Consider the following 25096-nt stretch of genomic DNA (forward strand, 5'->3'; position numbering starts at 1 on the left):
GGCGGCGCTCTGTGGCGCCTGGCGGCCGGGCACGCAGGCCCTGTGTTCTATCGCCTGGCCCAGTCGAAGGTACCCTGGGCCTTGCGGAAGGCTTCCAGCTCGGCCTGGTCCAGCGGTACCTTGCCGACGCGCCGGGTGAAACCCTTCTCGCCTGCGCCGAGGATAGCGTCCAGCCAGTTCGCCGTGTCGATCAGCGCGCCCAGGTCCAGCCCGGTGCCCACGCCCATCAGCTCCAGCAATTGCACCGCGTCCTCGGTGCAGACGCCACCCACCGAGGCCCCCGGCGCCGCCGGATGGCCGCCGGAGCCGGCCAGGGCGGTGTCGATGTTGGCCACGCCCAGGCGCGCCAGCTCGGCGACGTTGGCCACGCCCATGCCGCGGCTGTCGTGGACCTGCACGTTGAGCCGGTCGATGCCGGTGAGCCCGGCGGCGAACTCGACCATGGCGCGCACCTGCGGCGGCGCCGCGTAGCCGCAGGAGTCGGCCAGGATCCAGTGCTCGACGCCCATGGCCAGCAGGCGCTCGGCCAGCGGCCGCACGCTGGCCGGGCCGCGCGGCAGGCCGATGGGCCCGCCGAAGGCGGCGATGATATAGGTGCCCAGGCCGGTGCCGGTGCCCTCGGCCAGCTCGCGCATCTTCTCAAGCTCAAGCAGGGAATCGTCGATGGAGCGGCCGATGTTGGCGCGGGCGAAGGCTTCGTCGGCGGCCAGCAGGAACCAGGCGACGTGGGCGCCGGCGTCGATGGCGCGCTTGAGCCCGGTGAGGTTGCCCACGCAGCACTCCAGCGACAGCCCCTCGCGGCGCTGCACGCCGGCGAACACCTGCTCGGCGTCGGCCAGCCCGGGCACCAGCTTCGGGTGGACGAAGGACGACACCTCGATGGCGCGCATCCCGGCCGCGCTCAGGCGGTCGACCAGCTCGATCTTCTGCGCGGTGCTCGCCGGCCGTGCCTGGAAGGCCAGGCGCGGCGAGATGTCGCGAAGGCGCACCGGCTTCATTGCAGCTCCTGCTTGACGCGCACCAGGAAGTCCTTCAGCGACGGTTCCCACAGGCCATCGGCGCCGCCGGTGAAGAGGAAGGCGCCGATGCCCAGGGCGTGGTACTGCTTGAGGGTGGCCATGACGCGGTCCGGGGTGCCGACCAGCGCCGCCGAGTTGGCGAAGCCGCCGAGCAGCTTGACCAGCCCGCTCCAGAAGCAGTCGTCGTGGACGTCGGCGTTGGTCAGCGACAATTGGCGCTCGCGCCCCACCGAGGTGTCGCCGGCGCTGGAGCGGGCGAAGCGGTTGCTGCCCTGGGCGGCGAGGATGGTGTCCTCGGCGGCGTGGGCGGCGGCCCAGGCGGCCTCGTCGGTGTCGCCCAGGAACAGCCGCAGGCTCAGCGAGAATTCCGGCTTGCGCCCATGCTTCTCGGCGGCGGCGAGCACCCGCTCGATACGCTCGCGGGTGCCGGCCAGGGGCTCGCCCCAGAGCATGTAGGTGTCGGCATGGCGGGCGCCGAATTCGATGGCCGCGTCGCTGTCGCCGCCCATGAACACCGGCACGTGGTTCTTCAGCGGACGCAGCAGCTGGCGCACCGCCTCGGCGCGGTAGAACTCGCCCTGGTAGTCGAAGGACTTCGGCTCGCTCCAGCAGCGCTTCATCACTTCCACGTACTCGCCGGCGCGCTCGTAGCGGGTGGCCTTGTCGGCGTAGTCGCCCTCGCGGTGCACGTCCTTGTCCGAGGAGCCGGTGACGAAGTTGATCGCCAGGCGCGCGCCGGACATCACGTCCATGGTGGCGAAGCAGCGCGCCGCGGCGGCCGGGTGCATGACCCCCGGGCGGTGGGCGACGATCAGCTTGACGCGGCTGCTTTCGGCGAACAGCAGCGGCGAAGTCACCAGGTTGTGCGGCCACAGGGACGAATAGCCGCAGAGTACGTAGTCGATGACCTCCGCCGCCTCCCATTTGCGCGCCTGGCGCGCCAGTGCCTCGGGGCTGGGGACGTTGTTCTCGAAGGGACTGTCCACGGTGAATATCTTGACCATCTGCTGCCGTTCCTCGTTGTTGTTATGGGGCATCGCCGCCACGGGGAGCGGCGATGAGCTTGAGGCGACTATAGGGCGCGGCCGCGGGGCTCCATAGGACAGGCCACGACGGACAGGGGACCGAAGACGACAGACTGGAAGGTTCTCGATGCAGGGTATGGCGGGCAAATGAAAACGCCGTTTCCCAGGGGTGGGAAACGGCGTTTGTGCGCTGCTTTTCGTAGGATGGGTTGAGCCTTGGCGAAACCCATGCGGTCGTGGCGATGGGTATCGCTTCGCTCAACCCATCCTACGTTGGTGTATTCCTGCAGTTGTAGGAGCGAGCTTGCTCGCGAATGGTGTTCACCGGTAGCTACAGTGTGTTGGCTGGACTCCGCCCCTCTCCCCAACCCTCTCCCTGAAGGGAGAGGGGGCTGTCCTGAGCGGATTTGGGGCTTGGTGTCATCCTGGAACAACGGAGGTTTCAAGAGCGAAAGGAGTATCAGGATAACTGCTGACTTCCCGCACACACCGAACGGCCCCCTCTCCCTTCAGGGAGAGGGCTGGGGAGAGGGTTGCGGACGTCAACACCGCTCCAGCGCCAAACCATACTCCCCTTCCCTCACCCTCCAGTCCCAGCGACCTTCACCAGAGCCTGATACACCACCTCCTCCACCTCGATCCGTCCCTCCGCCAGCCGCCGCTCACGCTCCGCCGCCGACCGCTCGAACGGCACCCTCACCGGCCTACCTTCCTCCAGCGGACGGGTCGCCCGCAGGCTTTCCAGGTACTCACCCACGCGCTGGCGGAAGGCCTCGCGCTCGCCGAACAGGCCGGGGTCCACCACCAGCAGGAAGAAGCCGCAATCGCGCAGCCCCTCAGGGGCCGCCGCGGCGCCGCAGAGCATGCCCAGCAGTTGCACCACCAGCGCCAGGCCCGAGCCCTTGTGGCCGCCCCAGACGCTGAAGGCGCCGGCCAGAGCTTCGGCCGGTTCGCGGGTCGGCTGGCCTTGCCCGTCGAAGGCCAGGCCCGGCGCCAGCTGCTCGCCCAGGCGCAGCTTCAGCAGCACCTCGGCGAGCATCACGCTGGAGGTGCCGATGTCCCAGATCATCGGCGCCGTCGGGGTGGGGAAGCCGAAGGCGATGGGGTTGGTGCCGAAGCGCTTTTCGGTGCCGCCGTGGGGCGCCACTATGTGCCCGCCGCTGCCGGCGATCATGCCGGCGAAGCCGGCGCCGGTGACCTGTTCCAGGTAGTAGGAGAACATCCCCGTGTACCAGGTCTGGCGGGCGCCGACCACGGCCACGCCGCTGTCGCGGGCCTTGGCGATGGCCAGGTCGGTGGCGCGCTGGGCGACCAGGTAGCCGACCTGGTCGCCGCCGTCGATGGCCGCCGACACCGCGCTTTCCCGCTCGATACGGATCGGCCGCGGCGGCGTGGGGCTGGCGGCGATCCGCTCGATGATCGACAGCGCCCGCGGCAGGCCGCCATAGGACAGCCCGCGCAGTTCGCAGTCGATCAGGTGGTCGGCGATCACCCTCGCCTCTTCGGCGCTGTGGCCGCAACCGCGCATGCCGGCTTCGGCCAGTTCGCGGGCCTGCTGGATACTCAGAAACATATCGCCTCCCTTAGCGCACGCCGTCGTTGCGCAGTGCTGCGGTGCTGAAGTCACTGGAAGAAAGCTCGATCCCGTATTGCACAGGCGCCTTTTCCTCGTTGCCCAGGCCGATGGCGATGTAGCGCCCGGCGATCAGGTCATACAAGGCTTCCAAGGCGTACACCGGGATCTGCTTGTCGTACTGCTGGTACAACTGCGCCTCGCCCACCCGCCAGAGCTGGCCGCGGCCGTCGTAGAGCTCCGACTCGGCGATCTGCCAGCTGTCCTCGTCGAGGTAGAAGCGGCGCTTGGCGTAGATGTTGCGCTCGCCGCTCTTCAGGCTCGCTTCCACCACCCACACGCGGTGCAGCTCGTAGCGCGTCAGGTCCTGGTTGATGTGCCCGGGCTTGAGGATGTCGGCGTATTTCAGCTGCGGCGAGGCCAGCCGGTAGTTGTTGTAGGGAATGTAGATTTCCCGCTTGCCCAGCAGCTTCCACTCGTAGCGGTCCGGCGCGCCGTTGAACATGTCCAGGTTGTCCGAGGTGCGCAGGCCGTCGGCGGCGGTGCCGGGGCCGTCGTAGGCGATCTGCGGGGCGCGCCGCACGCGGCGCTGGCCGGCGTTGTAGACCCAGGCCAGGCGCGGCTCCTTGACCTGGTCGATGGTCTCGGCCACCAGCGACACGTTGCCGGCCAGGCGCGCCGGCGCGGTGACCTTCTGCTTGTAGTAGAAGAGCAGGTTGGCCGCCTTGTCCGCCGGCAGGTCGGGCAGGCCGTCGGGCATGGCGATCTCGTCCTCGAAGTTGACCAGGCTGTATTCGCCGTTGGTCTGCGGCGCCGCCTGCACGATGGAGCGCCGCAAGGTGCCGCCGCGGTAGCGGGTGATGTGGTTCCAGATCACCTCCAGGCCGTTGTGCGGGATGGGGAAGGCGTAATAGCGGCTGTCGGTGAAATCGGCCAGGCCGCTGCCGCCCTCCACCAGCTTGGTGCGCTGGGCGCTGACCTTGGCCAGGTCGTAGATCTTCTGCGGCAGCGCCGCGCTGCGGTGGCTGCTGTACACCGGGATGCGGTAGCTGTCCGGGTAGCGCTGGAACAGCGCCAGCTGGCCCTCGGTGAGTTTGCCGCGGTACTGCTGCAGGTTCTGCGCGGTGATCACGAACAGCGGCTTCTCGCCGGCATAGGGGTCGCCGACGAAGCCGCCGGCGGCGATCGGCGCGGCATCGGTCGGCAGGCCGCCGGTCCACGCCGGGATGCTGCCGTCGGCGTTGCCGGCCTTCTCCGCGCCCAGCGGGGTGAGGCTGCTACCGAGTTTGGCGGCCTCGTCGGGGGTGGCCGCGGCCAGCACGCTGGTGGCCAGCAGGGAAAGGGTCAGGGAAGCGAACCATCGGGTTGTTGCACGCATCTGTGGCTCCTCAGAAGTTCACGCCGAAGCTGAGCGCGAGGAAGTCGCGATCGCCCTGGGTGTTGTACTTGCCGTCGAAGAAGTTGGTGTAGGAAAGGCTGGCCGTGTAGGTATTCAGGTAGTCCGCGTCCAGGCCGACGCTGGCGGCCTTGGCGCCCTGGTTGAACTGCCCGTTGGGGCCGTAGCCGTCGACGTCCTGGGACCAGGCCAGGTTGGGCTTGAGGTTCACCCCGGCGAACACGTTGTTGTAGTCCCACAGCGCGCGCACGCGGTAACCCCAGGAGTCGCGGGTGACGAAGCCGGCGGTGCCGAACTCGGCGCGCTGCGCCGGGTCGTCGACGCTGCCGAAGTTGGGGTCGCGGCCGTAGCGCAGGTCGTGAGTGCTCTCCAGGCCGCCGACGTGGTCGTAGGCCACCTCGCCCACCAGGGTCAGGCGCTCGGCGCCCATCACCTGGTCGAAGAAGTGGGTGAAGGTGGTCTGCAGTTGGGTGATCTCCTTGCGCCGGTAGCCCTGGTTGTAGGCGCCCTCGCTGGTGGGGATGGTTGGCGAGGCGAGGCCACCGCTGATGGGGTTGAGCAGCGCCCGCGGCAGGTCGGTGGTGTTGATCTGCAGCGGCGCGTTGGGCCGGTAGCTGATCTCGCCGCTCCAGGCGGTGCCGGTGGGCAGCGTGGTGGCGAAGCTCAGGCCGTAGAGGCGGATGTTTTCCGGGTATTCCAGGAAATACTGGCCGGTGCCCAGCGCGGCGCTCTGCAGCAGGCCGCCGGCCAGGGGCCCTGCGGCAGCGTTGAAGGCCGGGTTGGCGGCCACCGCGAGCAGGCCGCTGGGCGTCCGGGTGGAGAGGAACGGCGTGCGGCTGTGGTAGTTGATGAAGTAGCCGCCGTACTCGACGCTGTCGGTCTGCCAGCGCAGGGCCAGGCCCCACTGCCCGGAGTCGCGCGCCTCGCGGTCCTTGCCGCGGGGGATGGCGACGCCCTCGGCGTCGACGTCGAAGCCGATGCCGAAGGCCCGCGCCAGGGGCTCCAGGGGCGCGATGGCCGGCGAGCCGACGCGGTTGTTGTCGTTGCAGCCCTTGGCCACCACGTCGGAGCTGGAGAAGAAGGTGCCGCAGTTGTCGACCACGGTCTTCTGCCATTCCAGCTGGTAGAAGCCGTCGACGCTCAGCGAGTCGCCGAGGCTCTGCGACAGCGAGAGCATGTTCACCGGGATCAGCGCTTCCTTGACCTCGGCGCCGGGGCGGCGCAGGGCGGAAACGTCCACCGGGTTGATGGCGTTGATGCCGTTGGCGATGAAGGTGCTCTCGCCCCAGCTCACCACCTGCTTGCCCAGGCGCACCGCGCCGGGCTGCCCGCCGATGTCGTAGTTGCGGTAGACGAAGGCGTCGAGGATTTCGCCGCCGGAGGCCTTGGCGCCCTCGTCGCGGCCGTGGTCGTCGATGTCCTTCCAGGGCCGGTTTTCGTCCTTGAGTTCGAAGTCGTACCAGTAGCGGCCGCGCAGCAGCGCGCCGTAGTCGCCGTACTTCAGCTCCAGGTCGTGGATGCCTTTGAAGATCTTCGAGAAGGTCTCGCCGCGCTTGAAGTTGAGGCGGCCGTCGTCGCCGGTGGCGGTCGGGCCGCGCCCGCCGTTGTTGATGCCGACCAGGTTCCTGTCGATTTTCGAGGTCCCCCAGCTGGCGCCGAAGGAAAGCGAGGAGTCGAGCTGGCCTTCGATCTCGCCGAGGGTGAAGTTGTAGGCATGGGCGGGGGCGGCCAATCCCAGTACGACCGAGAAGGTCAGTACCTGCGACGCAAGGTTGGCCTGCCGATTTGTTCTTGTCATTCGGCGCTCCTGAGGCTGGGCCTCTTATTGTTCTGGCACCGCCCGCCTGGCCGGCGGGGGTGTGGCAGAACGATAGGGCCAGGCCCGGGGCGCAACTAGGACCGCCCGCGACGCCCAGGGGACCGAAGACGACAGTCGAAGGCGGTCGCTGCCAGCCGGGCCCTCAGCCCTTCTGCGAACGCCGGAAGACGCTGGGCGACATGCCGGCCCAGCGGCTGAAGGCCCGGGTGAAGGCGCGCCGTTCGGAGAAACCGAGGCGCTCGCTGATGCTGTCCAGGTCCAGGTCGGTTTCGCGCAGCAGCTTGCTGGCCTGGCGGAAGCGCAGGCGCGCCTGCAGCGCGGCGAAGCTCTCGCCCTCGCTCCGCAGGCGCCGCTGCAGGGTGCGCACCTGCATGCCGAGTTCCTCGGCGCTGCCCTCGATGCCCAGGCTGAGCAAGGCCGGGCGCTCGCCGAAGAGCCGTTCCAGCTGGCCGCTGATGCCCACCTGCGAGGTCAGCCGGGAAACCCGTTGCTCGATGCTCACCTCGGCCTGCCGATGCAGCTCGGGCAAGGCGCCGAACAGCGGCTGGTCGAGCAGTTCGCGGGGCAGCACGATGGCGTTGCAGGGCTGCTCGAAACGCACTTCGGCAGCGAAGTGGCGGGCATAGAGTTCGCCATACTCCGGCGCGGCATGGCGCACCAGCACGCGCTCCACGGCGTTGCGGCCGATCAGCGTGCGGGTGAAGCGCAGCATCGAGGCCAGCCAGGCCTCGGTGAAGTAGCGCGTCGGCGCCGGCCAGGCCTGGTAGTCGCCCAGGTCGATGCGCAGCTGGGCGTAGCGGCTGCTTTCGTGCAGGGTCATGCGCAGGCTCTGGCTCATCAGCTCGCTGACCCAGTCCAGCGCGCGCAGCGCCTTGCGCAGCGTGGTGCAGGTGGCCAGGTAGGTCTCGATCTCGGGGATCGAGCCGAAGGCGAAGGACTCGCCGAAGACGAAGGGAAAATGCTCGCCACGCGCCCTGGCCGCCTCGGAGCGGGCGACGCAGGCCTCGATCAGCCGGCTGGATTGGGCCAGGCTGATGCTGACCTCGTTGAGGCGGATGCCATCCACCCGCACGCCGATCTCACGGAGGATGGGGTCGATGGCGAAACCGCAGCGCGCCGCTGCCTGGATCCAGCTGGGCAGCGGTACGAAAGCGATCTTTTCCTGCGGCGAAACAGGCCGGGAGGGCCTGGCGGCGGGCGGTGCGGAGGGACTCTTGGGCATGCCGCCCATACTATCGGAGTCACTCGTGGCAAACCAGAATCCCCCGCGCCAGAGCCCTCCCCCGCGCCGCGTCAGCTGCGCCAGGCGCCTTCGGCCTGGTTGGGCCCGGTATCGGCCAGCGCGGCGCGCAGGCCGGCGCTGTCCAGGCGCCGGCAGTAGGCCGGGCGGGCGCGTTCGAAACGCCAGCCCTCGGCCAGGGGACCGGCATCGACCACGTCGTAGCCGAAGCGCTCGTGCAGTTCAGCGGCCGCCTGCTTGGCCTGCGCATCGTCCCCGGCGATCGGCAGCGCGCGGCGGTCGGCGGCGCCGGCGGGCCGCGCGTCGGCGACCAGGTCGCGTTCGAGGATGGCGTTGAAGGCCTTGACCACGCGGGCGCCTTGCAGGTGCTGCGCCAGCAGTTCGCTGGTGGTGGTCGCCTGGCTGTCCAGCTCGGCGAACTGGCCGTCGCGCTGCGGGTAGTAGTTGTTGGCGTCCAGCACGATCTTGCCGGCGAAGGCCTGGGCCGGCAGCTCGCGGTAGCGGCCGAAGGGGATCGCCAGCAGCAACAGGTCGCCGAAGCTGGCGGCCTGCTCCACGCTGCCGATCCGGCAGCCCAGGGCGATCATGGTGCTGGTCAATGTGTGCGGGCCACGGGAGTTGCTGAGCATCACCTCGTAGCCGTTCTTCACGCCCAGTTCTGCCAGGGCGCGGCCGATGAAGCCCGCCCCGATGATTCCGATACGCATCGCCTGTCTCCCGTTGTCCATTCTCGGTGGGGGGCGGCTGGCGCTTGCCAGCCAACCCGGAAGCCAGGATGCTATTTGAAACCTGGAGGCGGAAAAATCGGCCTCCATTTGCAAGTGCCGAAACCATTGGTTTTGAATCGCGAGTCGTGAAGCATGGATCGTCTGCAAAGCATGGCGGTATTCGTCAAGGCCGCCGACAGCGGCTCCTTCTCCGCCGCCGGCGCGGCCCTGGGCATGTCCTCGCAGATGGTCGGCAAGCACGTCGGCGCACTGGAGGAGCGCCTGGGCGTCAAGCTGCTCAACCGCACCACCCGCCGGCAGAGCCTCACCGAGGTCGGCCAGCAGTACTACGAACGCTGCAAGCTGGTGCTGGCCGAGGCGGAAGCGGCCGACGCCCTGGCCCTGAACCACAGCGCGGTGCCGCGCGGGCGCCTGCGCATCAGCGCCCCGGTGACCTACGGCACCTACTGCCTGCTGCCGCTGCTCGGCCGCTACCTGCGCGCGCACCCCGAGGTGCAGGTGGAACTGTCGCTCAACGACCGCCTGGTGGACCTGATCGACGACGGCTTCGAGGCGGTCATCCGCATTGGCACCCTGGGCGACTCCAGCCTGGTCGCCCGGCCGCTGGCGCCCTACCGGCTGGTGGCCTGCGCCTCGCCGGCCTACCTGGCCGAGCACGGCACGCCACATGCCCCGGCCGAGCTGGCCCGGCACCAGTGCCTGGGCTTCACCTTCCAGTCGCCTGCGGCGGCCAGCGACTGGCTGATGCTCGACAGCGAAAGCCTGCAGTACTTCTCCCGCGGCAGCCGCTTCCAGGTCAACGACGCGCGCGCCCAGCGAGCCGCGGCGCGCGACGGCCTGGGCATCCTCCTCGGCGCCGAGGCGATGCTCGCCGAAGACCTGCGCCGGGGCAGCCTGGTGCGGCTGTTCCCCCAGCTGCAGATGCCGGCGCGGCCGGTGCACCTGCTGTACGCCAGCGACCGGCGCATGCCGCCGAAGCTGCGCAGCTTCGTCGCCCAGGTAGTGGCGGAGCTTGGCGCCGGCCAGGCCTGAACGCCACGCTGGCGAGCAAGGCGCCACCGCCCTGCCCGCTTGCGCGCACAGGGCGGTGGCCGGGTTTCAGCGCACCCCGGTGCTGCGCAGCGCCGAGGGGGTGAAGTCGGCCGGCGAGGCCTTGAGGTCGAACTGCACGAAGGTCTTCTCCTCGTTGCTCAGGCCGGTGACGATGTAACGCCCGGCGATCAGGTCGTCGAGTTCCTCGAAGGCGTAGGCCGGCACTTCGCGCTGGTAGTAGGGCATCAGCATGGCGCGGCCGACCCGCCACAGCTGGCCGCGGCCGTCGTAGAGGTCGGACATCGCGATCTGCCAGCTGTCCTCGTCGAGGTAGAAGCGGCGCTTGGCGTAGATGTTGCGCTCGCCGCTCTTCAGCGTCGCCTCCACCACCCACACGCGGTGCAGCTCGTAGCGCGCCAGCTCCGGGTTGGTGTGGCCGGCCTTGAGGATGTCGGCGTACTTCACCGTCGGCGCGGCCAGGCGGAAGTTGTTGTAGGGGATGTACAGCTCCTTCTTGCCGATCAGCTTCCAGTCGTAGCGGTCCGGCGCGCCGTTGTACATGTCGAAGTTGTCCGAGGTGCGCAGGCCGTCGGCGGCGGTGCCGGGGCCGTCGTAGGCCACCTGCGGGGCGCGGCGCACGCGGCGCTGGCCGGCGTTGTAGATCCAGGCCATGCGCGGCTGCTTCACCTGGTCGAGGAAGTCGTGCACCAGCAGCACGTTGCCGGCCAGGCGCGCCGGCGCGGTGATCTGCTGCTTGAAGTACAGCAGCGCGTTGGCGGCGGTGTCCGCCGGCAGGTCGGGCATCTTGTCGGGGAAGGCCACCTCGTCCTCGAAGTTGACCAGGCTGTAGCTGCCGTTGACCTGCGGCGCGGCCTGCACGTACAGGCGCCGCAGGTTGCCGCCGCGGTAGCGGGTGATGTGGTTCCACACCACTTCCAGGCCGTCGTGGGGGATGGGGAAGGCGTAGTAGCGGCTGTCGGTGAAGCCTTCCAGGCCGTTGCCGCTGGGGATCAGGCGGGTCTTCCGGGCGCTGACCTTCGCCGCCGCGTAGATCGCCTCGGGCACCGCGTTGGAACGGTGGCTGGTGTACACCGGCATGCGGTAGCTGTCCGGGTAGCGCTGGAACATCGCCAGCTGCCCCTCGGACAGGCGCGCGCGGTACTGCTCGAGGTTCTTCGCGGTGATGGTGAACAGCGGCTGCTCGCCGGCGTAGGGGTCGCCGAGGAAGCCATTGGCGGTCACCGGCGCGGCGTCGGGCTTGAGGCCGCCGGTCCAGGCCGGGATGCTGCCGTCGGCGTTGCCGGCCTTCTCGGCGCCCAGCGGCGTCAGCGAAGTGCCGAGCTTGGCCAGTTCGTCCGGCGTGGCCGCCGCCAGCGCGTGGCCCGCCAGCAGGCTCAGGACCAGGGCGATGCCGTGCAACTGTATCTTGGGCTTGTTCATGCAGGCTCCCTCCTCAGAAGTTCACGCCGAAGCTGAGCGCGACGAAGTCGCGGTCGCTGATGGTGTTGTAATCGCCGCCGAAGAAGTTGGTGTAGGAAAGGCTGGCGGTGTAGGTGTTCTGGTAGTCGGCGTCCAGGCCGATGCTGGCGGCCTTGCTGCCCTCGTTGAACACCGGGCCGTAGCCGTCGACGTCGTGGGACCAGGCCAGGTTGGGCTTGAGGTTGATGCCGGCGATGACGTTGGGGTAGTCCCAGATGGCCCGCGCGCGGTAGCCCCAGGACGACGAGGTGTAGAAGCCGTGGCTGCCGTAGCGGCTGGCCGCCGCCGGGTTTTCCGGCACGCCGTAGACGGCGTCGCGGCCGTAGCGCTCGCCGACCTCGTCGGTCATGCCGCCAACGTAGGTCAGGCCCAGCTCGCCCACCAGGGTCAGGCGCTCGGCGCCCATCACCTGGTCGAAGAACTGGGTGAAGGTGGTCTGCGCCTGGGTGACCTCCTTGCGGATGTAGCCATGGCTGACCTGCCCGGCCGCCCCCAGCGCGCCGGCCACGCCGCCGCCGGCGAAGCCGCCGGCCACGGTGGTGGCCAGCAACGGGGTGAGGTCGGTGGTGTTGGTCTGCAGCGGCATGTTCGGCCGGTAGCTGATCTCGCCGCTCCAGGCGGTGCCGGTCGGCAGCGTGGTGGAGAAGCTCAGGCCGTACAGGCGGATGTCCTCGGGGTATTCGAGGAAGTAGCTGCCGCGGCCGAGCAGGATCGGCTGGGCCAGCGCCGCGGTGGCCGGGCTGGAAAGCGCCAGCAGGGCATTGCCGATGTCGCCGCGGTTGGCGTTCTGCATGCTGACGATGGGCGTGCGGCTGTGGTAGTTCATGAAGTAGGCGCCGTACTCGGTGTTGTCGCCCAGCCAGCGCAGGGCCAGGCCCCACTGCCCGGAGTCGCGCGCGTCGCGGTCGGCGCCGCGCGGCACCATCAGGCCCTCGGGGGTGACGGTGACGCCCAGGGAGTTGAGCACGGCCTTGGTCGCCGGCGCGTTGAGGCCGGCGACCGAGGCCGGGTCGAGGATGTTGTAGTTGTTCCGGCAGCCGTCGGCGGCCACGTCGGTGGTGGAGAAGAAGGTGCCGCAGTTGTCGATGACGGTCTGGTCCCACTCCAGCTGGTAGAAGGCTTCCATCGACAGCTGGTCGGTCAGGCCCTGGGAGATGAAGGCCATGTTCACCGGGATCAGGCCTTCCTTGATCTCGGCGCCGGGGCGGCGGAAGGCGGCGACGTCGATGGGGTTGATGCTGTTGATCGAGTTGAGGATGAAGGTGCTCTCGCCCCAGCTCACCACCTGCTTGCCCAGGCGCACGCTGCCGGGCTTCTCGGCGATGCTGTAGTTGTAGTAGCCGAAGGCGTCGAGCAGCTGGAAGCCGGAGGACTTGGCGCCCTCCTTGCGGCCGTGGTCGTCGATGTCCTTCCACTGGCGGCTTTCGTCCTTGAGCTCGAAGTCGTACCAGTACTTGCCGCGGGTGAAGACGCCGAAGTCGCCGTACTTCAGCTCCAGGTCGTGGATGCCCTTGAAGATCTTCGAGAAGGTCTCGCCCTGCTTGAAGTTCAGCCGGCCGTCGTCGTTGGTCTGGGTGAAGCCGTGGCCGCCGTTGGCCGCGCCGATCAGGTCCTGCTTGGGACTCTGGGTGCTCCAGCTGGCGCCGATGGACAGCGAGGAGTCGAACTGCCCCTGGATCTCGCCGATGTTGAAATTGACCGCCGAGGCCTCGGCACTGACGCCGACGCCCACCACCACCGCCAGTACCTTCGGGCTGAAGCCGGCGAACCTTATTGTTCTTATCATTTGGCGCTCCTTGATGGATGACTCGATCCACGTCCGCCGCGGCCCGGCCGCGGCGGGGTTGGCATGTGCCGCGCGGCCCGCCGGGCCGGCGCGAACCCCTCCCCTCAACCGCCGGTGGCAGCGGCGATCAGGGCGTCGGCCAGTTCGCCGTAGGGGGCGAACATGGCGCGTACCAGGTCGTCTTGGCCGCGCTCGACCACCGAGCGCAGGTTGGAGAATTCGAGGAAGCCTTCATGGCCGTGGTGGCGCCCGCTGCCGCTCTTGCCGATGCCGCCGAACGGCAGGCTGGGCACCGCGGCCTGCAGCGCCGCGCAGTTGATGCAGGCGCCGCCGGAAACGGTGCGGCCGAGCACCCGGTGGGCGCTGGCCGGGTGGGCCGAGAACACGTAGATACCCAGCGGCCGCTCGTGGGCGTTGACGTAGGCGATGGCCTGGTCCAGCTCGCGGTAGGTCAGCACCGGCAGGATCGGACCGAAGATCTCCCGCTGCATCAGCTGCATGCCGTCGTCCACGTCCAGGGCCAGGGTGAAGGGCAGGCGCCGCGCCTGCGGCTGTGCCTCGCCGCCGAACTGCACCAGGCTGGCGCCCCTGGCGCGGGCGTCGTCGAGGTAGCCAAGCAGACGCTGCAGGTGCCGCGCGTTGATGATGCCGGTGGTGTCGGCGCGGCTGGCATAGCCCGGCAGGCGGCTGTCCAGCAAGGTGCCGACCATCTGGACGAAACGCTCGCGGTCATCCTCGTGGACCAGCACGTAGTCCACGGTCACGCACATCTGCCCGTTCTTGATGGTCTTGCAGCCGACGATCTGCTCCACCGCGGCTTCGTCCAGGCCGCCGGGGGCGATGATCGCCGGGCACTTGCCGCCCAGCTCCAGGGTCACCGGCACCAGGTTGTGCGCCGCGGCCACCGCCACCTGACGGCCGACCTCGGTGCTGCCGGTGTACATCAGGTGGTCCCAGGGCTGTTCGGCGAAGGCCCGGGCCAGGTCGAGGCCGCCGGCCACGGCGGTGAGCTGCTCGGCGTCGAAGTGGCTGGCGAGCATCTCCAGCAGCAGTTCGCTGCAGGCCGGGGCCAGGTCGGAAGGCTTGACGATCACCCGGTTGCCGGCGGCGAGCATCTCCACCACCGGCCCCAGGCCGATGTCGAAGGGGAAGTTCCACGGCGCCATGTTGCCGATCACGCCCTTGGGCTGCGGCTGCACATAGGCGTTGGCGCTGCCGTACAGGGCCGGGTCCAGGGCCCGCGCCTGGGGCTTCATCCAGCTCACCAGGTGCTCGGCGGCGTACTGCGCGCGCCCCGCCACGCCCAGGCATTCCACCAGGTCGGCGAACTGCCGCGGGTGGCTGCCGAAGTCGCTGGCGATGGCCTCCTGGATGCGCGTGCGGTTGGCCAGCAGCATGTTCGCCAGGGTGCCGAGCAGCGCCAGGCGCTGGGCCAGGCTGGGCATCGGCTCGGCGAGGAAGGCGCGGCGCTGGGCGGCGAGCAGCCGCTGCAGTTCGGCGATCTGTGCCGCGTCGCCGGCGCCGGGGGTTTCACGTTCGATAAAGGCCATGGTCGTTCCTTCGCAGTCTGGTAGCGGGCCCGGCTGTGGCGCCGGCCCTGGTCATCGTCACGGGAAGCTGCAGCGGCGCGGCTCAGGTGCCGGGTTGCAGGGCCTCCCCGGCCGGCGTGGCGCGGTGGAACTTCAGGTTGCGCTGGGCCAGGCGACCGAAACGCATGTCCAGCAGGTCGCCCAGGTAGCTCTGCTTCTGCCGCCAGGGCGCGCCCGGGCCCTGCTTGGGGAACAGCGGCGCGGCGCGCAGGATGTAGCCGGACTGCAGGTCCAGCAGCGGCGCGGCGGGCATCCGCGGGTCGTCCGCCTGGGCTACGCAGTGGCTGTAGCCCTTGCGCGCCATGTAGCGCAGCAGGCGGCAGACGTAGAGGGAGGCGAGGTCCGCGCGCAGCGTCCAGGACAGGTGGGTGTAGCCGACGCAGACCGCCGCGTTGGGCAGCCCGGACATCATCAGGCCCTTGTAGCTGTAGGTGTCGCCCACCGCGACCGGGCGCCCGTCGACCTCGAAGCGGATGCCGCCGCAAGGCACCAACTCCAGGCCGGTGGCGGCCACCAGGATGTCCGCCGCCAGCTCCTGGCCCGAGGCCAGGCGCACGCCGTGCTCGCTGAAACCCTCGATGCGGTCGGTGACGATGGAGGCGCTGCCCTTGCGCAGGGCGCGGAACAGGTCGCCGTTGGGCACCAGGCACAGGCGCTGGTCCCAGGGCTGGTAGCTGGGTGCGAAGTGCGGGTCGAGGGGAAAGCCCTCGCCCAGGTAGCGGCGCATGCCGCTGCGGATCAGGCGCTTGGCCAGTTCCGGGCGGTGCCGGCAGAGGCGGTAGAGGAACATGCTCAGCAGCACGTTCTTGGCGCGCACTAGCCGGTGCGCCAGCTTCTCCGGCAGCAGCTTGCGCAGAACATCGGCCAGCGCGTCGGCGTCCGGCAGCGACAGTACGTAGGAAGGCGAGCGCTGCAGCATGGTGACGTGAGCCGCCTCGCCGGCCAGGCTCGGCACCAGGGTCACGGCGGTGGCGCCGCTGCCCACCACCACGATGCGCTTGCCCTGGTAGTCGAGGTCCTGCGGCCATTGCTGGGGGTGCACCAGGCGCCCCTTGAAGCGCTCGATGCCGGGGAACGCCGGCAGGTGGCCGGCGTCGTAGCGGTAGTAGCCGCTGCACAGGTAGAGGAAGTTGCAGGTGAAGCCGCGCAGCTGGCCGCCCACCTCGACCTGCAGCTGCCACAGCGCATGCTGCGACGACCAGGCCGCCGAGACGATGCGGTGGCCGAAGCGGATGTGCCGGTCGATGCCGAACTCCCGCGCGGTGTCGCGGATGTATTCGAGGATGCTGGCGCCGTCGGCGATGGCCTTGCCGGCCTTCCAGGGGCGGAAGGCATAGCCCAGGGTGAACATGTCCGAGTCCGAGCGCACGCCGGGGTAGCGGAACAGGTCCCAGGTGCCGCCGATGGATTCGCGCGCCTCCAGGATCGCCAGGCTGCGCTCCGGGCAACGCGTCTTCAGGTGGTAGCCGGCGCCTATGCCGGACAGCCCGGCGCCCACCACCAGTACATCGAAATGCTCGACCGACATCTGGATCTCCACGCTGTTGTCGTACCCCTGGCGCCGCCGGGGGATGCTTTTTTATGCGGTGAAGCGTCGCTAAGATGCAAAAACTCCGGCGCCTGCTTTAAGGTAGGCACCTTAAAACCGAATCTAAGGTGAACACCTTACAATGTCAACCGCCGAACAGGTGAAGCCCATGAAGCGCCAGAACACCCGGGAGCGCATCCTGGTCACGTGCCGCAAGCTGTTCAACACCAGCGGCGTGGCCGCCGTGACCACCGCGGCCATCGCCGAGGCGGTGGGCATCAACGAGGGCAACCTGTACTACTACTTCAAGAAGAAGGCCGACATCGTCAGCGAGCTGTTCGAGCAGTTCGCCGCCGAGCAGCTGCGCGTGGCCTCGCAGCAGGACGACCTGCACCTGTGGTTCCAGCTGATGTGGGAATGGCGCTTCTTCTACCGCGACAGCATGACCCTGTTCGCCCTCGACCCCAGCCTGCGCCCGCGCCTGCAGACGCTCTCCGACGAGGTCCAGGCCCACGGCCGCGCCAAGCTGCTGGCGATGATCGGCAGCGGGCGCATGAACCTGCGCGAGGAACAGGTGGAGGCGCTGCTGGAGAACGCCTGGATCGTCTCCACCTACTGGATCGAATACCTGCACTCGCGGCACGGCATCGTGCGCGTCACCCGCAAGCACCTGAACTGGGGCTACAACCAGATGGCGGCGCTGTTCGAGCCCTACCTGGTGCGCTCGCGCGACGTCCGCGCGGCCGCCGGCGAGCAGGCCGAGTGACGCGCGGGGCCGCTCGCCGGCCCCGCGCCCGGCGTCTCAGTCCGTCGCCTCCACCTTGTCCATGCGCGCCCGCATGATCCGCTGCATCAGCCGCGGCGACAGGCGCTGCAGCAGCCAGCCGACGCCCACCTCGCTGCGCGGGGTGACGCAGAACAGCCGCCCCTTGCTGATGTCCGTGAGCACGTCCGCCGCCACCCGGTCGGGCGACACGCCGCGCCGCGCGTAGTACTCGACGGCCCGCGACTGCCGCTGCTCGGCGCCGGCCCCGCGCATGCGGGTGTTGCGGATGATGGCGGTGTCGATGGTGCCCGGGCAGAGGATGGTGACGTCGACGTTGCGCCCGGCCAGTTCCGCCGCCAGCGACTGCGACAGCCCGACCACCGCGTGCTTGGAGGCGCAGTAGGGCGCGGTGCGCGGCATCGGGATCAACCCGGCGCCGGAGGCGGTGTTGACGATGTGCCCGCGCCCGGGCTGCGCCAGCATGCGCGGCAGGAAGGCGTGGATGCCGTGCACCACGCCCATCAGGTTGACCTCGAAGACCCAGCGCCAGTCGGCCAGCTCGGTGTCCTCCACCCGCCCGGCATGGCCGACGCCGGCATTGTTGAACAGCAGGTCCACCCTGCCCTCGCGGGCATACACGCGCTCGGCGAAGGCCGCCAGCGCCGCGGCGTCGGTGACGTCCAGCGCCTCGCCGGCGGCATTGGGCAACCCCTCGGCGACGCGCTGCGCCGCCGCGCCATCGACGTCGGTGCAGTACACCCGGGCGCCCAGCGCGCCCAGGCGCTGGGCAATGGCCCGGCCGATACCCGAGCCGGCACCGGTGACCACGGCGATCTTGTTGTTGTAATAGCTGGCCAGTTTCGACAACGCGGCATCCTCCTCAGGATCGTTCGCCATACGGCGCCGCTGCGCACCCAGGCCATGCGCAAAGGCACGGCGGGCGGCGCAACGAGCCCCACGCCTAAGGTGATTACCTTAAAAAGTGCAAGAGGTCAAACCCGTCGCAGCTCGCCGCGGTTGTCGTACTGGTCGACCTTGGCGATCGCCCGGCTGATGGCCGGGGTGGTGTACGTGCCTGCCGATGGGAAGCGCTGATCACAGTCTTGCCGACTACGCCGAAACGCTTTTCGTAGGATGGGTTGAGCCTTGGCGAAACCCATGCGGTCGTGGCGATGGGTATCGCTTCGCTCAACGCCATCCTACGACGCTCCAGGGTTGGCCTGGGCACACGGCCATGGCCTCGGCGTATCGGCGGATAACCGCGAACGGTTATTCGCCCTACGCTCCCGGGAGGCTCCGTCGCAGGAGCAGCTGTCTTGCCGGCTGCGCCGAGGCGCTTTTCGTAGGATGGGTTGAGCCTTGGCGAAACCCATGCGGCCGTGGCGATGGGTATCGCTTCGCTCAACGCCATCCTACGACGCTCCAGGGTTGGCCTGGGCACACGGCCATGGCCTCGGTGTATCGGCGGATAACCGCGAACGGTTATTCGCCCTACGCTTCCGGAAGCCCGAATCGCGGACGGAGTCCGCCCCTACGGTTCCAGGAAGCACGGGCGTAGGAGCGGACCTTGTCCGCGATAGCCGGTCGTCCCGGCGCGATTCGCGGATGAGATCCGCTCCTACACTGCCCACCCTCGCCATTCCAATGTAGGAGCGCGCCCTGCGCGCGAAATCGCGGGCAGGGCCGGCTCCTACAGGTTACCGGGAAGCATGGTATGCCTCCCCCGCGGCTAGCCGATCACAGGGTGAAGACGATGCGCTCGGCGGCGCTGCGCTGCCAGGCCGACTCGACCTCGCTCAGCGGCACCGCCTCGGCGTCCACCTTCAGCCCGGCCGGCTCGATGGCCCGCAGCAACTGGCCGATCACCTGCACCAGGCCTTCGTTGGACACGCTGCCCAGGCCGCTGCCGAGCAGTTCCAGGCCGGAGCTGCGCAGCGCGCCGGCGTTCAGCGGCAGGCTCGCCCCGGCGAGCGAGCCGATGTTGACGAAGCGCAGGCGCGGCGAGGCCTCGCCGCTGCCGTGGCTGGCCGCGGCGTCGAGGATGCAGGCCGCCGGCGGGCCCCACAGGTAGTCCAGCACCACGTCGATGCCGCGGCCCTGGATTTCCTCGCGCAGCTCGGCGGTCAGCTGCTCGGCCGGCTGGTCCAGGCGGATGAACTGGTCCGCGCCCAGGGCGCGCAGCTCCGCCTCCACCGCCGGGTTGCGCGCGGTGGCGATCACCCGCGAGGCGCCCAGGTGCCTGGCCACCTGGATGGCCAGGCGCCCGGAGGTGCCGGCGGCGCCGTTGACCAGCACGCTTTCGCCGGGCTTGAAGTGCGCTCGTTCCTGCAGCGCCGCCCAGGACGACATGCCGGGGTTGGCGATGGCCGCGGCGGTGATGTCGTCGATGCCGTCGGGCACCGCCACGCAGTAGCGCGCGTCCACCGCCACGGTCTCGGCCATGGCGCCGTGGGGCGCGCGGGGGAAGGCGAAGTACACGCGGGTGCCGTCTTCCAGCAGGCCCACGCCGTCGACGCCGGGCACCGCCGGCAGGCTCCGGGGGCTGCTGTAGTGCTTGCCGCTGGCCTGGGCGCGCACCAGTTGGCTGAGGGCGGCGGCGCGCACGCGCACCAGCACCTCGCCGGCGGCGGCTGGCGGCGCCTCGAACTCGCCGTAGCGCGGCGGCTGGTCGAAGGCATGGACGATGGCGGCTTTCATGGGTTTCTACTCCGGTGGGTCAGGGGAATCGGGATGCCGGCTTCAGGCGTGCCAGCAGCGGTACCAGCCGCCCTGCTCGTCGATGCGCAGCTCGGTCTGGTAGAGGTCGGACAGCCGGGCGCTGGTCAGCACCTCGGCCTTGGGCCCGTCGGCGACGATGCGGCCCTTGTCCAGCAGCACCACGCGCTCGATCTCGGGGATGACCTCGTCGATGTGGTGGGTGGTGATGATCATGGCGTGCGCCTCGCCGCAGAAGCGCCGCAGCAGCTTGAGCATGCCCAGGCTGGCACCCATGTCCAGACCGTTGGCCGGCTCGTCGAGGATCAGCGCGCGCGGCCGGTGGACCAGCGCGCGGGCCAGCAGCAGGCGGCGCTTCTGCCCGGTGGACAGGCGCTGGAACATGGTCCGCTCGTGGCCGGCCATCTCCACCACCGCCAGCAGCGCGCGGGCCTGCTCCAGTTGCTCGTCGCTGGGCTGCAGGTGGCCGTGGGCGCCGATCGAGCCGAAGAAGCCGGAGACCACTACGTCCAGGGCCTGGGTGTAGGGCGTGTAATCGTCCTGCAGGTCCTGGGAGATGAAGCCGACGCGGCTGCGCAGGTCCCAGAGGTTGACGGTGTCGCTGCCGAACAGCCGCAGGTGGCTGCCCTCGCGCTCCACCGGGTACAGCTCGCGGCTGATCAGCTTGAGCAGGGTGCTCTTGCCGGCGCCGTTGGGGCCGAGGATGGCGACCTTCTCGCCATCGCCGATGTGCAGGGAAAAGCCGTCGAGCACGCGGGTCTGCTGCTGGAAGGCGGTGACGTTGTGGATGTCGATCATGAAGGATTCGTCGTCGCGGGCGTGGGAATGCCGATACTACATCAGGTGGCACCGGGCGGCGCCGGCTCGTGACCGGCGCCGCCCAGGCCCTGCGCGAGGGAAGGAACATCGGCCGGCGCGGGTGGCGCCGGCGATGGCATGCGCATCCCGCGCATGACGCGGACGAAGCCGGGACGGCCGGCCCGGCTCCGCCCTGCCGACATCCTGTCGGCGGTAACGGCCAGCGGCTTCAGGCCACGTCTCCGGCCTGCCCGACCGGCGCCTTGCGCCGCAGCGGCGCGGTCTCGCGCAGCAGGCTGGCGGCGGCAAGGCCGAGCGCCACGCCGCCCAGGGCCAGGTAGAGGGTGTACTGGATGCCGTGGTGCTGGGCGATGTAGCCGGCCAGGGCCGGCGCCACGCCGCCGCCGAACACCTCGCCGATGCCCACCACCAGCCCGGTGGCGGTGGACACCAGGGGCAGCGGCACCGACTCGCCGGTGAGCGGGCCGACGGTCATGCAGATCATGCTGAAGTTGAAGAAGGTGGTGAGGAACAGCAGCGCGAACAGCGTCAGCGGCTCGGCCCCGGTGTGCATCAGCAGCCAGATGCAGGCACCGGTGGCGACGAAGCTGCCCAGCACCACCGGCTTGCGTCCCAGGCGGTCGGAAAGCCCCGGCAGCACCAGCTGGCCGATGAAGCCGCCCAGGCCGATGGCGGACATGACGAAGCCCATCTGCTGCACGCCCAGGTGCAGGTAGTCGGTGAGGTAGTTGGGCATCATCACGCTGAGCACGAACAGGCTGGTGAGCATGCAGAACATGCCGAGGATGTTCAGCGGCACGTTGCGGTAGCGCAGCGCGTCCAGCCAGCGGCCCTGCTCCTGGGGCGCCTCGGCGGCCGCCGGCGCGCGGGTCTCGCGCAGGCGGCGGTACATGAACCAGGCGAGCAGGAAGCCGGGCAGCGACACCACCACGAACACCCAGCGCCAGGACGGCAGCACCAGCAGCAGCTGGGTTGCGAGGATCGGCGCCAGGCCCAGGCCGAGGATCGGGAAGAAGGCCTGCTGGATGCCGATGTTCAGCCCGCGCCGCGACGGGTGCGAGGACTCCGCGGTGGCGGCGATGGCGGTGGGCGTGAAGGCGCCCTCGGAGACGCCCATCACCGCGCGGATCAGCAGCAGCGCGGCGACGCCGTTGGCCAGCCCGGACAGCCCGGCCAGCAGGGAGAACAGCAGCACCGCGGGGATCAGCACCTTGCGCCGGCCGATGCGGTCGGACAGGCGGCCCATGAAGATCGAGGAAATCCCCCAGGCGATGGCGAGGACCGCCGAGATGTTGCCCAGGTCCTGATAGTCCAGGTGCAGCTCGCTCATCATAACCGGGAACAGCGGCAGGATGATGAAGCGGTCCAGGCCGACCAGGCCGAAGCCCAGGGCGAGCATGGCCACGGCCGTGTATTCGTAGCGCGCATTCCACTTGTTGTCGTTGTTGTGCATGGCATGGGTACTCGGGACGTTGGCGGGCGGTCAGAAGTAGAACAGCGCTTCGACCATGGTAGAGAGTTGCGAGCGGTCGCGGCCGTTGCCGTAGGGGCGGTCGTGGTCGCGGGGGTCGAACCAGTCGTAGCGGACTTCCGGGCGCAGCGAGAGGTTGCCGGTCACGTCCCAGCGCAGGCCGGTGGTGAGGGCGTTGTAGTCGCCGCGGGCGGTGCTGGTGGGGAACAGGATGAAGCCGTCCGGGTCGCTGAAATGCTCGCCGCGCAGGGAGAAGGACAGGTCCGGGCGGTACTGGTAGGTGACCACCGCGTTGGCGCCCCACCAGCGGGCGCCGTCGAAGCCGGGGCCGTTCACCACGTCCACGGTGGAGGCCTTGCCGTCGCCGGCCTGGTGGCCGTAGACCAGCTCGGCGCCCATGGACCAGCGCTCGTCGAACCTGTGCCAGCCGTTGAGCGAGTGCTGCTGCTTGAGCTGGCCGCTGTCGGCGACCAGCCGCGCGGTCGGCGCCTGCACATCGGAGGCGCTGTCGTTCTGCTCGTCGCCGACGATGAACTCGTAGTCGAGCCAGGTGTTCATGTCCGGCGCGCGCCAGCGCAGGGCGCCCATCAGCGACTTGCCGTCGTTGTTGTCGCGCAGGTTGTTCCAGCCCTGCACCACGCCCAGCTCCAGGCCGAGGATGCCGCTGTCGTCGTTGAGCAGGCGGGTGCCGACCAGCACCCCGGAGACGGTGCCCGGCTCGCTGACGAAGGCGTAGGTCTTGCTGGCGAAGGGGTTGCGCGCCTGGCGGATGTTCGGCGGGATCTCGTAGCCCATTGCCGGGCCGAACACCCCGGCCATGAAGTTGAAGCCCGGGCCGTAGGGCACGTAGGCGGTGGCGGCGATGTTGGGGATGGCGAGGAAGCGGTCCTTGTCCTTCTGCGCCTTGGCGGCGTCGTCCTCGTTCATGTTCCAGTGCATGTCCCAGCCGAAGGTCCGGGCGAACTGGGCGTTGCGCCCGTAGTTGGCCTCGAAGGTGAAACCGAAGGCGAAGTCCTCCGGCTTGGGCCCCGGCAACGGGGTGATGCGCGGCACGAAGGTGCCCTTGAGCGCCTTGTCGACGAACAGGTGCAGGCTGCCCCACTCCAGGCCCTCGTCGGACATGCCGGTGAGCGGCAGGTTGCTCAGGCCGTCCTCGCGTTCGTCGTGGGTGGAGCGGTTGTTGCGCGCGTAGGCGATGTCCAGCAGGCCGGAAACCGTAATGCCGTAGTCGCGCTCCAGGCTGTCGCCGAAGAGCCCCTTGAACAGGCTGCCCTCCCCCGGCGCCGGCGCCTCGGCGGCATGGCATTCGACGATCGCCAGGGCGGCCAGGACCGCACCAAGCGTTTTCACCTTGATGTTGAGCATGCTTCTGTCTCTTGTTGTTGTTTTCAGAGGGGTGCCGCGGGGAGTGCCCCGCGGCCGAAGGGACCTAGACCTGGGCGGCGAGCGGCCGCCACGCCTCGCGCAGCGCGCCGCCCTGGCCCTGCTGCAGCGCCAGGTCGCGGCGCAGCGCGTCGAGCAGTTGCGGCAGTTCGCTGGCGTGGCCGATGCCGCCGTAGATGTAGAAGTCCGGGCGCACCAGCACCGCCTGCAGCCCGGCGGCGCGGAGGAACTGGTGGTACTTGCCGGACAGGTCGCGGCAGGTGCCTGGCGCGCCGTCCTCGCTCAGGCGCACGGCCTTCACTTCCAGCTGTGCGAGCAGCGCCTTGTGCGCCTCGTCCAGCCCGGCCAGCGGGTCGTCGCCGATGCTCACCAGGTGGAAGCCGCGGCCGAAGGCGTCGTCGTAGCGCTGGCGGCGCTCGTCGCGCTCGATCTCGCCGTGTACGCCCAGGCAGCCGGCCGGACCCAGGGCGCGGCCGTTGCGTTCGTCCTTGTGCACCACGCCGTCGACCAGGCCGGGGAACGGCGGCAGCGGCGGCACCTGGCCGGACAGGAAGGCGGTATCGCGCTCGGCGGCCTTCTGCGGGTCGGCCACGCAGACCACCTTGCCCATTTCCACCGAGGCGTCGATCACCGCGCGGATCTGCGGCTTGCGCTCCAGGGTGTAGCTGTCCAGCAGCTGCTCCGAGCAGATGCCGCGGAAGATCAGGTCCAGGCGCCAGGACAGGTTCCAGGCATCGCGGATGCCCGAGCACATGCCCTGGCCCATGAACGGCGGCATCAGGTGCGCGGCGTCGCCGGCCAGCAGCACGCGGCCGTGGCGCCAGGTCTGGGCGATGCGCGAGCGGAACTGGTAGACGGCGTGGCGCACCAGGCTGGCGGTGTCCGGGGTGACCCAGGGCGCCAGCAGCTCCCAGACCTTCTCGGTGCTCTGCAGGTCCTCGATGCTCTCGTGGGGCAGGCGCATGAATTCCCAGCGGCGGTAGCCGGGGCCGCCGGGGACCATGGTGGTCGGCCGCGCTGGGTTGCACCACTGGCCGATGTCCGGCACGTCCAGCTCGACGCCGGGCTTGGGCTGCAGGTCGACCACCAGCCAGTCTTCCTGGAAGCCCAGGTCCTGCCAGTCGATGCCGCACTCGCGGCGCACCGCGCTGTTGGCGCCGTCGGCGCCGATCACGTAGCGGGCGCGCACGGTGCGCTGCTCGGTGGCCTGCGCCGCGTCGCCGCGCTGGGTGCGTTGCATGCGCAGCTCGCAACCCTGCGCGTCCTGGCTCAGCCCCAGCACTTCCCAGCCCTGGTGGACCTCGACGTTGGCGATGGCCTTGGCCCGGCGGTCGAGGATGGCCTCCAGGCCCGGCTGGTTGAACAGGTAGCCGAAGGGGCCGTCGCTGATCGACTCGGCCGACCAGTCGATTTCCACCAGCACCTTCCAGTCGGCGTTGAACCACTGGTAGCAGGCCGAGGGCTGGGAAATCTCCTGCAGCTCCTCTTCCAGGCCCATCATGCGGAATACGCGGCGGATCTCGTGGTCGTGGAACACCGCGCGCGGCAGCGGGTAGAGGGACTGCCAGCGCTCGTACACGGCGACGCTGTAGCCCATCTTGCCGAGGAGGATGGCGAGGGTCTGGCCGACCGGGCCGTAGCCGACGATGGCTACGTCATGGATCTTGTTTTCGTTCATCTGTGCTGACCTGAAACCGGGTGGGTTTTGGGCAAGCCGCTCCCCGCCTC

19 protein-coding genes are annotated in these 25096 nt (G+C 69.5%); 2 read left to right on the top strand and 17 right to left on the bottom strand.

The features are described from left to right. Positions 1–47: 47 nt before the first annotated feature. The 7 genes from IG194_RS00455 to IG194_RS00485 form a co-directional block, all read right to left on the bottom strand. On the bottom strand, positions 48–998 hold the full coding sequence (locus IG194_RS00455; protein WP_058490106.1) for a pyruvate carboxyltransferase: 951 nt from the start codon (positions 996–998) through the stop codon (positions 48–50). Next, entirely contained in the window at positions 995–2056 is a 1062-nt protein-coding gene (locus IG194_RS00460; RefSeq protein WP_197674138.1) for an LLM class flavin-dependent oxidoreductase, read from the bottom strand. Before IG194_RS00460 ends, IG194_RS00455 begins: the two co-directional genes overlap by 4 nt. A gap of 568 nt (positions 2057–2624) precedes the next feature. Beyond that, positions 2625–3617: an Ldh family oxidoreductase gene (locus tag IG194_RS00465; RefSeq protein ID WP_058070449.1), complete on the bottom strand. Its 993-nt coding sequence runs from the start codon at positions 3615–3617 to the stop codon at positions 2625–2627. Between the two features lie 10 nt (positions 3618–3627). Beyond that, positions 3628–4995 (bottom strand): DUF1329 domain-containing protein, encoded by a 1368-nt coding sequence (locus IG194_RS00470; protein WP_058490107.1) that lies wholly within the window; start codon positions 4993–4995, stop codon positions 3628–3630. A gap of 10 nt (positions 4996–5005) precedes the next feature. Continuing rightward, positions 5006–6811, bottom strand: a complete 1806-nt coding sequence (locus IG194_RS00475) for a DUF1302 domain-containing protein (RefSeq protein WP_058490108.1) — start codon at positions 6809–6811, stop codon at positions 5006–5008. A gap of 163 nt (positions 6812–6974) precedes the next feature. Continuing rightward, positions 6975–8054 carry an AraC family transcriptional regulator gene (locus IG194_RS00480; protein WP_160329418.1) on the bottom strand — a complete coding sequence of 360 codons (1080 nt, stop codon included), beginning with the start codon at positions 8052–8054 and terminating at the stop codon, positions 6975–6977. Between the two features lie 71 nt (positions 8055–8125). Continuing rightward, a complete protein-coding gene (locus IG194_RS00485; protein ID WP_009623032.1) occupies positions 8126–8779 on the bottom strand; it encodes an NADPH-dependent F420 reductase in 654 nt (217 codons plus the stop codon). Positions 8780–8932: 153 nt separating this feature from the next. On the opposite strand from IG194_RS00485, the gene IG194_RS00490 reads away from it, so the two are divergent. Beyond that, complete coding sequence (locus IG194_RS00490) at positions 8933–9832, top strand: LysR family transcriptional regulator (RefSeq protein ID WP_058490110.1); 900 nt, start codon at positions 8933–8935, stop codon at positions 9830–9832. A 66-nt stretch (positions 9833–9898) separates the two neighbouring features. On the opposite strand, the gene IG194_RS00495 is transcribed toward IG194_RS00490, so the two are convergent. From IG194_RS00495 to IG194_RS00510, 4 genes are all read right to left on the bottom strand, one after another. Further along, positions 9899–11272, bottom strand: a complete 1374-nt coding sequence (locus tag IG194_RS00495; RefSeq protein WP_009623036.1) for a DUF1329 domain-containing protein — start codon at positions 11270–11272, stop codon at positions 9899–9901. 13 nt (positions 11273–11285) lie between these two features. Continuing rightward, complete coding sequence (locus tag IG194_RS00500; protein ID WP_058490111.1) at positions 11286–13097, bottom strand: DUF1302 domain-containing protein; 1812 nt, start codon at positions 13095–13097, stop codon at positions 11286–11288. Between the two features lie 104 nt (positions 13098–13201). Further along, positions 13202–14647, bottom strand: a complete 1446-nt coding sequence (locus tag IG194_RS00505; RefSeq protein ID WP_043272012.1) for an aldehyde dehydrogenase family protein — start codon at positions 14645–14647, stop codon at positions 13202–13204. 82 nt (positions 14648–14729) lie between these two features. Beyond that, entirely contained in the window at positions 14730–16214 is a 1485-nt protein-coding gene (locus tag IG194_RS00510; protein ID WP_058490113.1) for a flavin-containing monooxygenase, read from the bottom strand. A gap of 169 nt (positions 16215–16383) precedes the next feature. Between IG194_RS00510 and IG194_RS00515 the strand changes: the two genes are divergently transcribed. Further along, a complete protein-coding gene (locus IG194_RS00515) occupies positions 16384–16980 on the top strand; it encodes a TetR/AcrR family transcriptional regulator (RefSeq protein WP_009623041.1) in 597 nt (198 codons plus the stop codon). Between the two features lie 36 nt (positions 16981–17016). Here IG194_RS00515 and IG194_RS00520 read toward each other — a convergent pair whose 3' ends face one another. The 6 genes from IG194_RS00520 to IG194_RS00545 form a co-directional block, all read right to left on the bottom strand. Further along, the gene (locus IG194_RS00520) at positions 17017–17877 is read right to left on the bottom strand and encodes an SDR family NAD(P)-dependent oxidoreductase (protein ID WP_058490114.1); all 861 of its coding nucleotides are present in this window, start codon (positions 17875–17877) and stop codon (positions 17017–17019) included. Between the two features lie 840 nt (positions 17878–18717). Then, positions 18718–19677 carry a quinone oxidoreductase family protein gene (locus tag IG194_RS00525; RefSeq protein ID WP_058490115.1) on the bottom strand — a complete coding sequence of 320 codons (960 nt, stop codon included), beginning with the start codon at positions 19675–19677 and terminating at the stop codon, positions 18718–18720. A gap of 42 nt (positions 19678–19719) precedes the next feature. Further along, positions 19720–20493 carry an ABC transporter ATP-binding protein gene (locus IG194_RS00530; protein ID WP_058490116.1) on the bottom strand — a complete coding sequence of 258 codons (774 nt, stop codon included), beginning with the start codon at positions 20491–20493 and terminating at the stop codon, positions 19720–19722. A 229-nt stretch (positions 20494–20722) separates the two neighbouring features. After that, entirely contained in the window at positions 20723–21967 is a 1245-nt protein-coding gene (locus IG194_RS00535) for an MFS transporter (RefSeq protein WP_043272017.1), read from the bottom strand. Positions 21968–21997: 30 nt separating this feature from the next. Continuing rightward, positions 21998–23350, bottom strand: coding sequence for an outer membrane beta-barrel protein (locus IG194_RS00540; protein WP_058490117.1), 1353 nt, complete (start codon positions 23348–23350; stop codon positions 21998–22000). A 64-nt stretch (positions 23351–23414) separates the two neighbouring features. Next, positions 23415–25046 carry a bifunctional 3-(3-hydroxy-phenyl)propionate/3-hydroxycinnamic acid hydroxylase gene (locus IG194_RS00545; RefSeq protein WP_058490118.1) on the bottom strand — a complete coding sequence of 544 codons (1632 nt, stop codon included), beginning with the start codon at positions 25044–25046 and terminating at the stop codon, positions 23415–23417. Between the last annotated feature and the right edge of the window lie 50 nt (positions 25047–25096).

It is taken from the genome of Pseudomonas sp. ADPe (genome assembly GCF_014843515.1).
Lineage (GTDB): Bacteria > Pseudomonadota > Gammaproteobacteria > Pseudomonadales > Pseudomonadaceae > Pseudomonas > Pseudomonas citronellolis.

Coding starts and splice junctions, on each gene's coding strand:
- IG194_RS00455 (WP_058490106.1), bottom strand. CDS start 998: ATGAAGCCGGTGCGCCTTCGCGACATCTCGCCGCGCCTGGCCTTCCAG.
- IG194_RS00460 (WP_197674138.1), bottom strand. CDS start 2,056: ATGCCCCATAACAACAACGAGGAACGGCAGCAGATGGTCAAGATATTC.
- IG194_RS00465 (WP_058070449.1), bottom strand. CDS start 3,617: ATGTTTCTGAGTATCCAGCAGGCCCGCGAACTGGCCGAAGCCGGCATG.
- IG194_RS00470 (WP_058490107.1), bottom strand. CDS start 4,995: ATGCGTGCAACAACCCGATGGTTCGCTTCCCTGACCCTTTCCCTGCTG.
- IG194_RS00475 (WP_058490108.1), bottom strand. CDS start 6,811: ATGACAAGAACAAATCGGCAGGCCAACCTTGCGTCGCAGGTACTGACC.
- IG194_RS00480 (WP_160329418.1), bottom strand. CDS start 8,054: ATGCCCAAGAGTCCCTCCGCACCGCCCGCCGCCAGGCCCTCCCGGCCT.
- IG194_RS00485 (WP_009623032.1), bottom strand. CDS start 8,779: ATGCGTATCGGAATCATCGGGGCGGGCTTCATCGGCCGCGCCCTGGCA.
- IG194_RS00490 (WP_058490110.1), top strand. CDS start 8,933: ATGGATCGTCTGCAAAGCATGGCGGTATTCGTCAAGGCCGCCGACAGC.
- IG194_RS00495 (WP_009623036.1), bottom strand. CDS start 11,272: ATGAACAAGCCCAAGATACAGTTGCACGGCATCGCCCTGGTCCTGAGC.
- IG194_RS00500 (WP_058490111.1), bottom strand. CDS start 13,097: ATGATAAGAACAATAAGGTTCGCCGGCTTCAGCCCGAAGGTACTGGCG.
- IG194_RS00505 (WP_043272012.1), bottom strand. CDS start 14,647: ATGGCCTTTATCGAACGTGAAACCCCCGGCGCCGGCGACGCGGCACAG.
- IG194_RS00510 (WP_058490113.1), bottom strand. CDS start 16,214: ATGTCGGTCGAGCATTTCGATGTACTGGTGGTGGGCGCCGGGCTGTCC.
- IG194_RS00515 (WP_009623041.1), top strand. CDS start 16,384: ATGAAGCGCCAGAACACCCGGGAGCGCATCCTGGTCACGTGCCGCAAG.
- IG194_RS00520 (WP_058490114.1), bottom strand. CDS start 17,877: ATGGCGAACGATCCTGAGGAGGATGCCGCGTTGTCGAAACTGGCCAGC.
- IG194_RS00525 (WP_058490115.1), bottom strand. CDS start 19,677: ATGAAAGCCGCCATCGTCCATGCCTTCGACCAGCCGCCGCGCTACGGC.
- IG194_RS00530 (WP_058490116.1), bottom strand. CDS start 20,493: ATGATCGACATCCACAACGTCACCGCCTTCCAGCAGCAGACCCGCGTG.
- IG194_RS00535 (WP_043272017.1), bottom strand. CDS start 21,967: ATGCACAACAACGACAACAAGTGGAATGCGCGCTACGAATACACGGCC.
- IG194_RS00540 (WP_058490117.1), bottom strand. CDS start 23,350: ATGCTCAACATCAAGGTGAAAACGCTTGGTGCGGTCCTGGCCGCCCTG.
- IG194_RS00545 (WP_058490118.1), bottom strand. CDS start 25,046: ATGAACGAAAACAAGATCCATGACGTAGCCATCGTCGGCTACGGCCCG.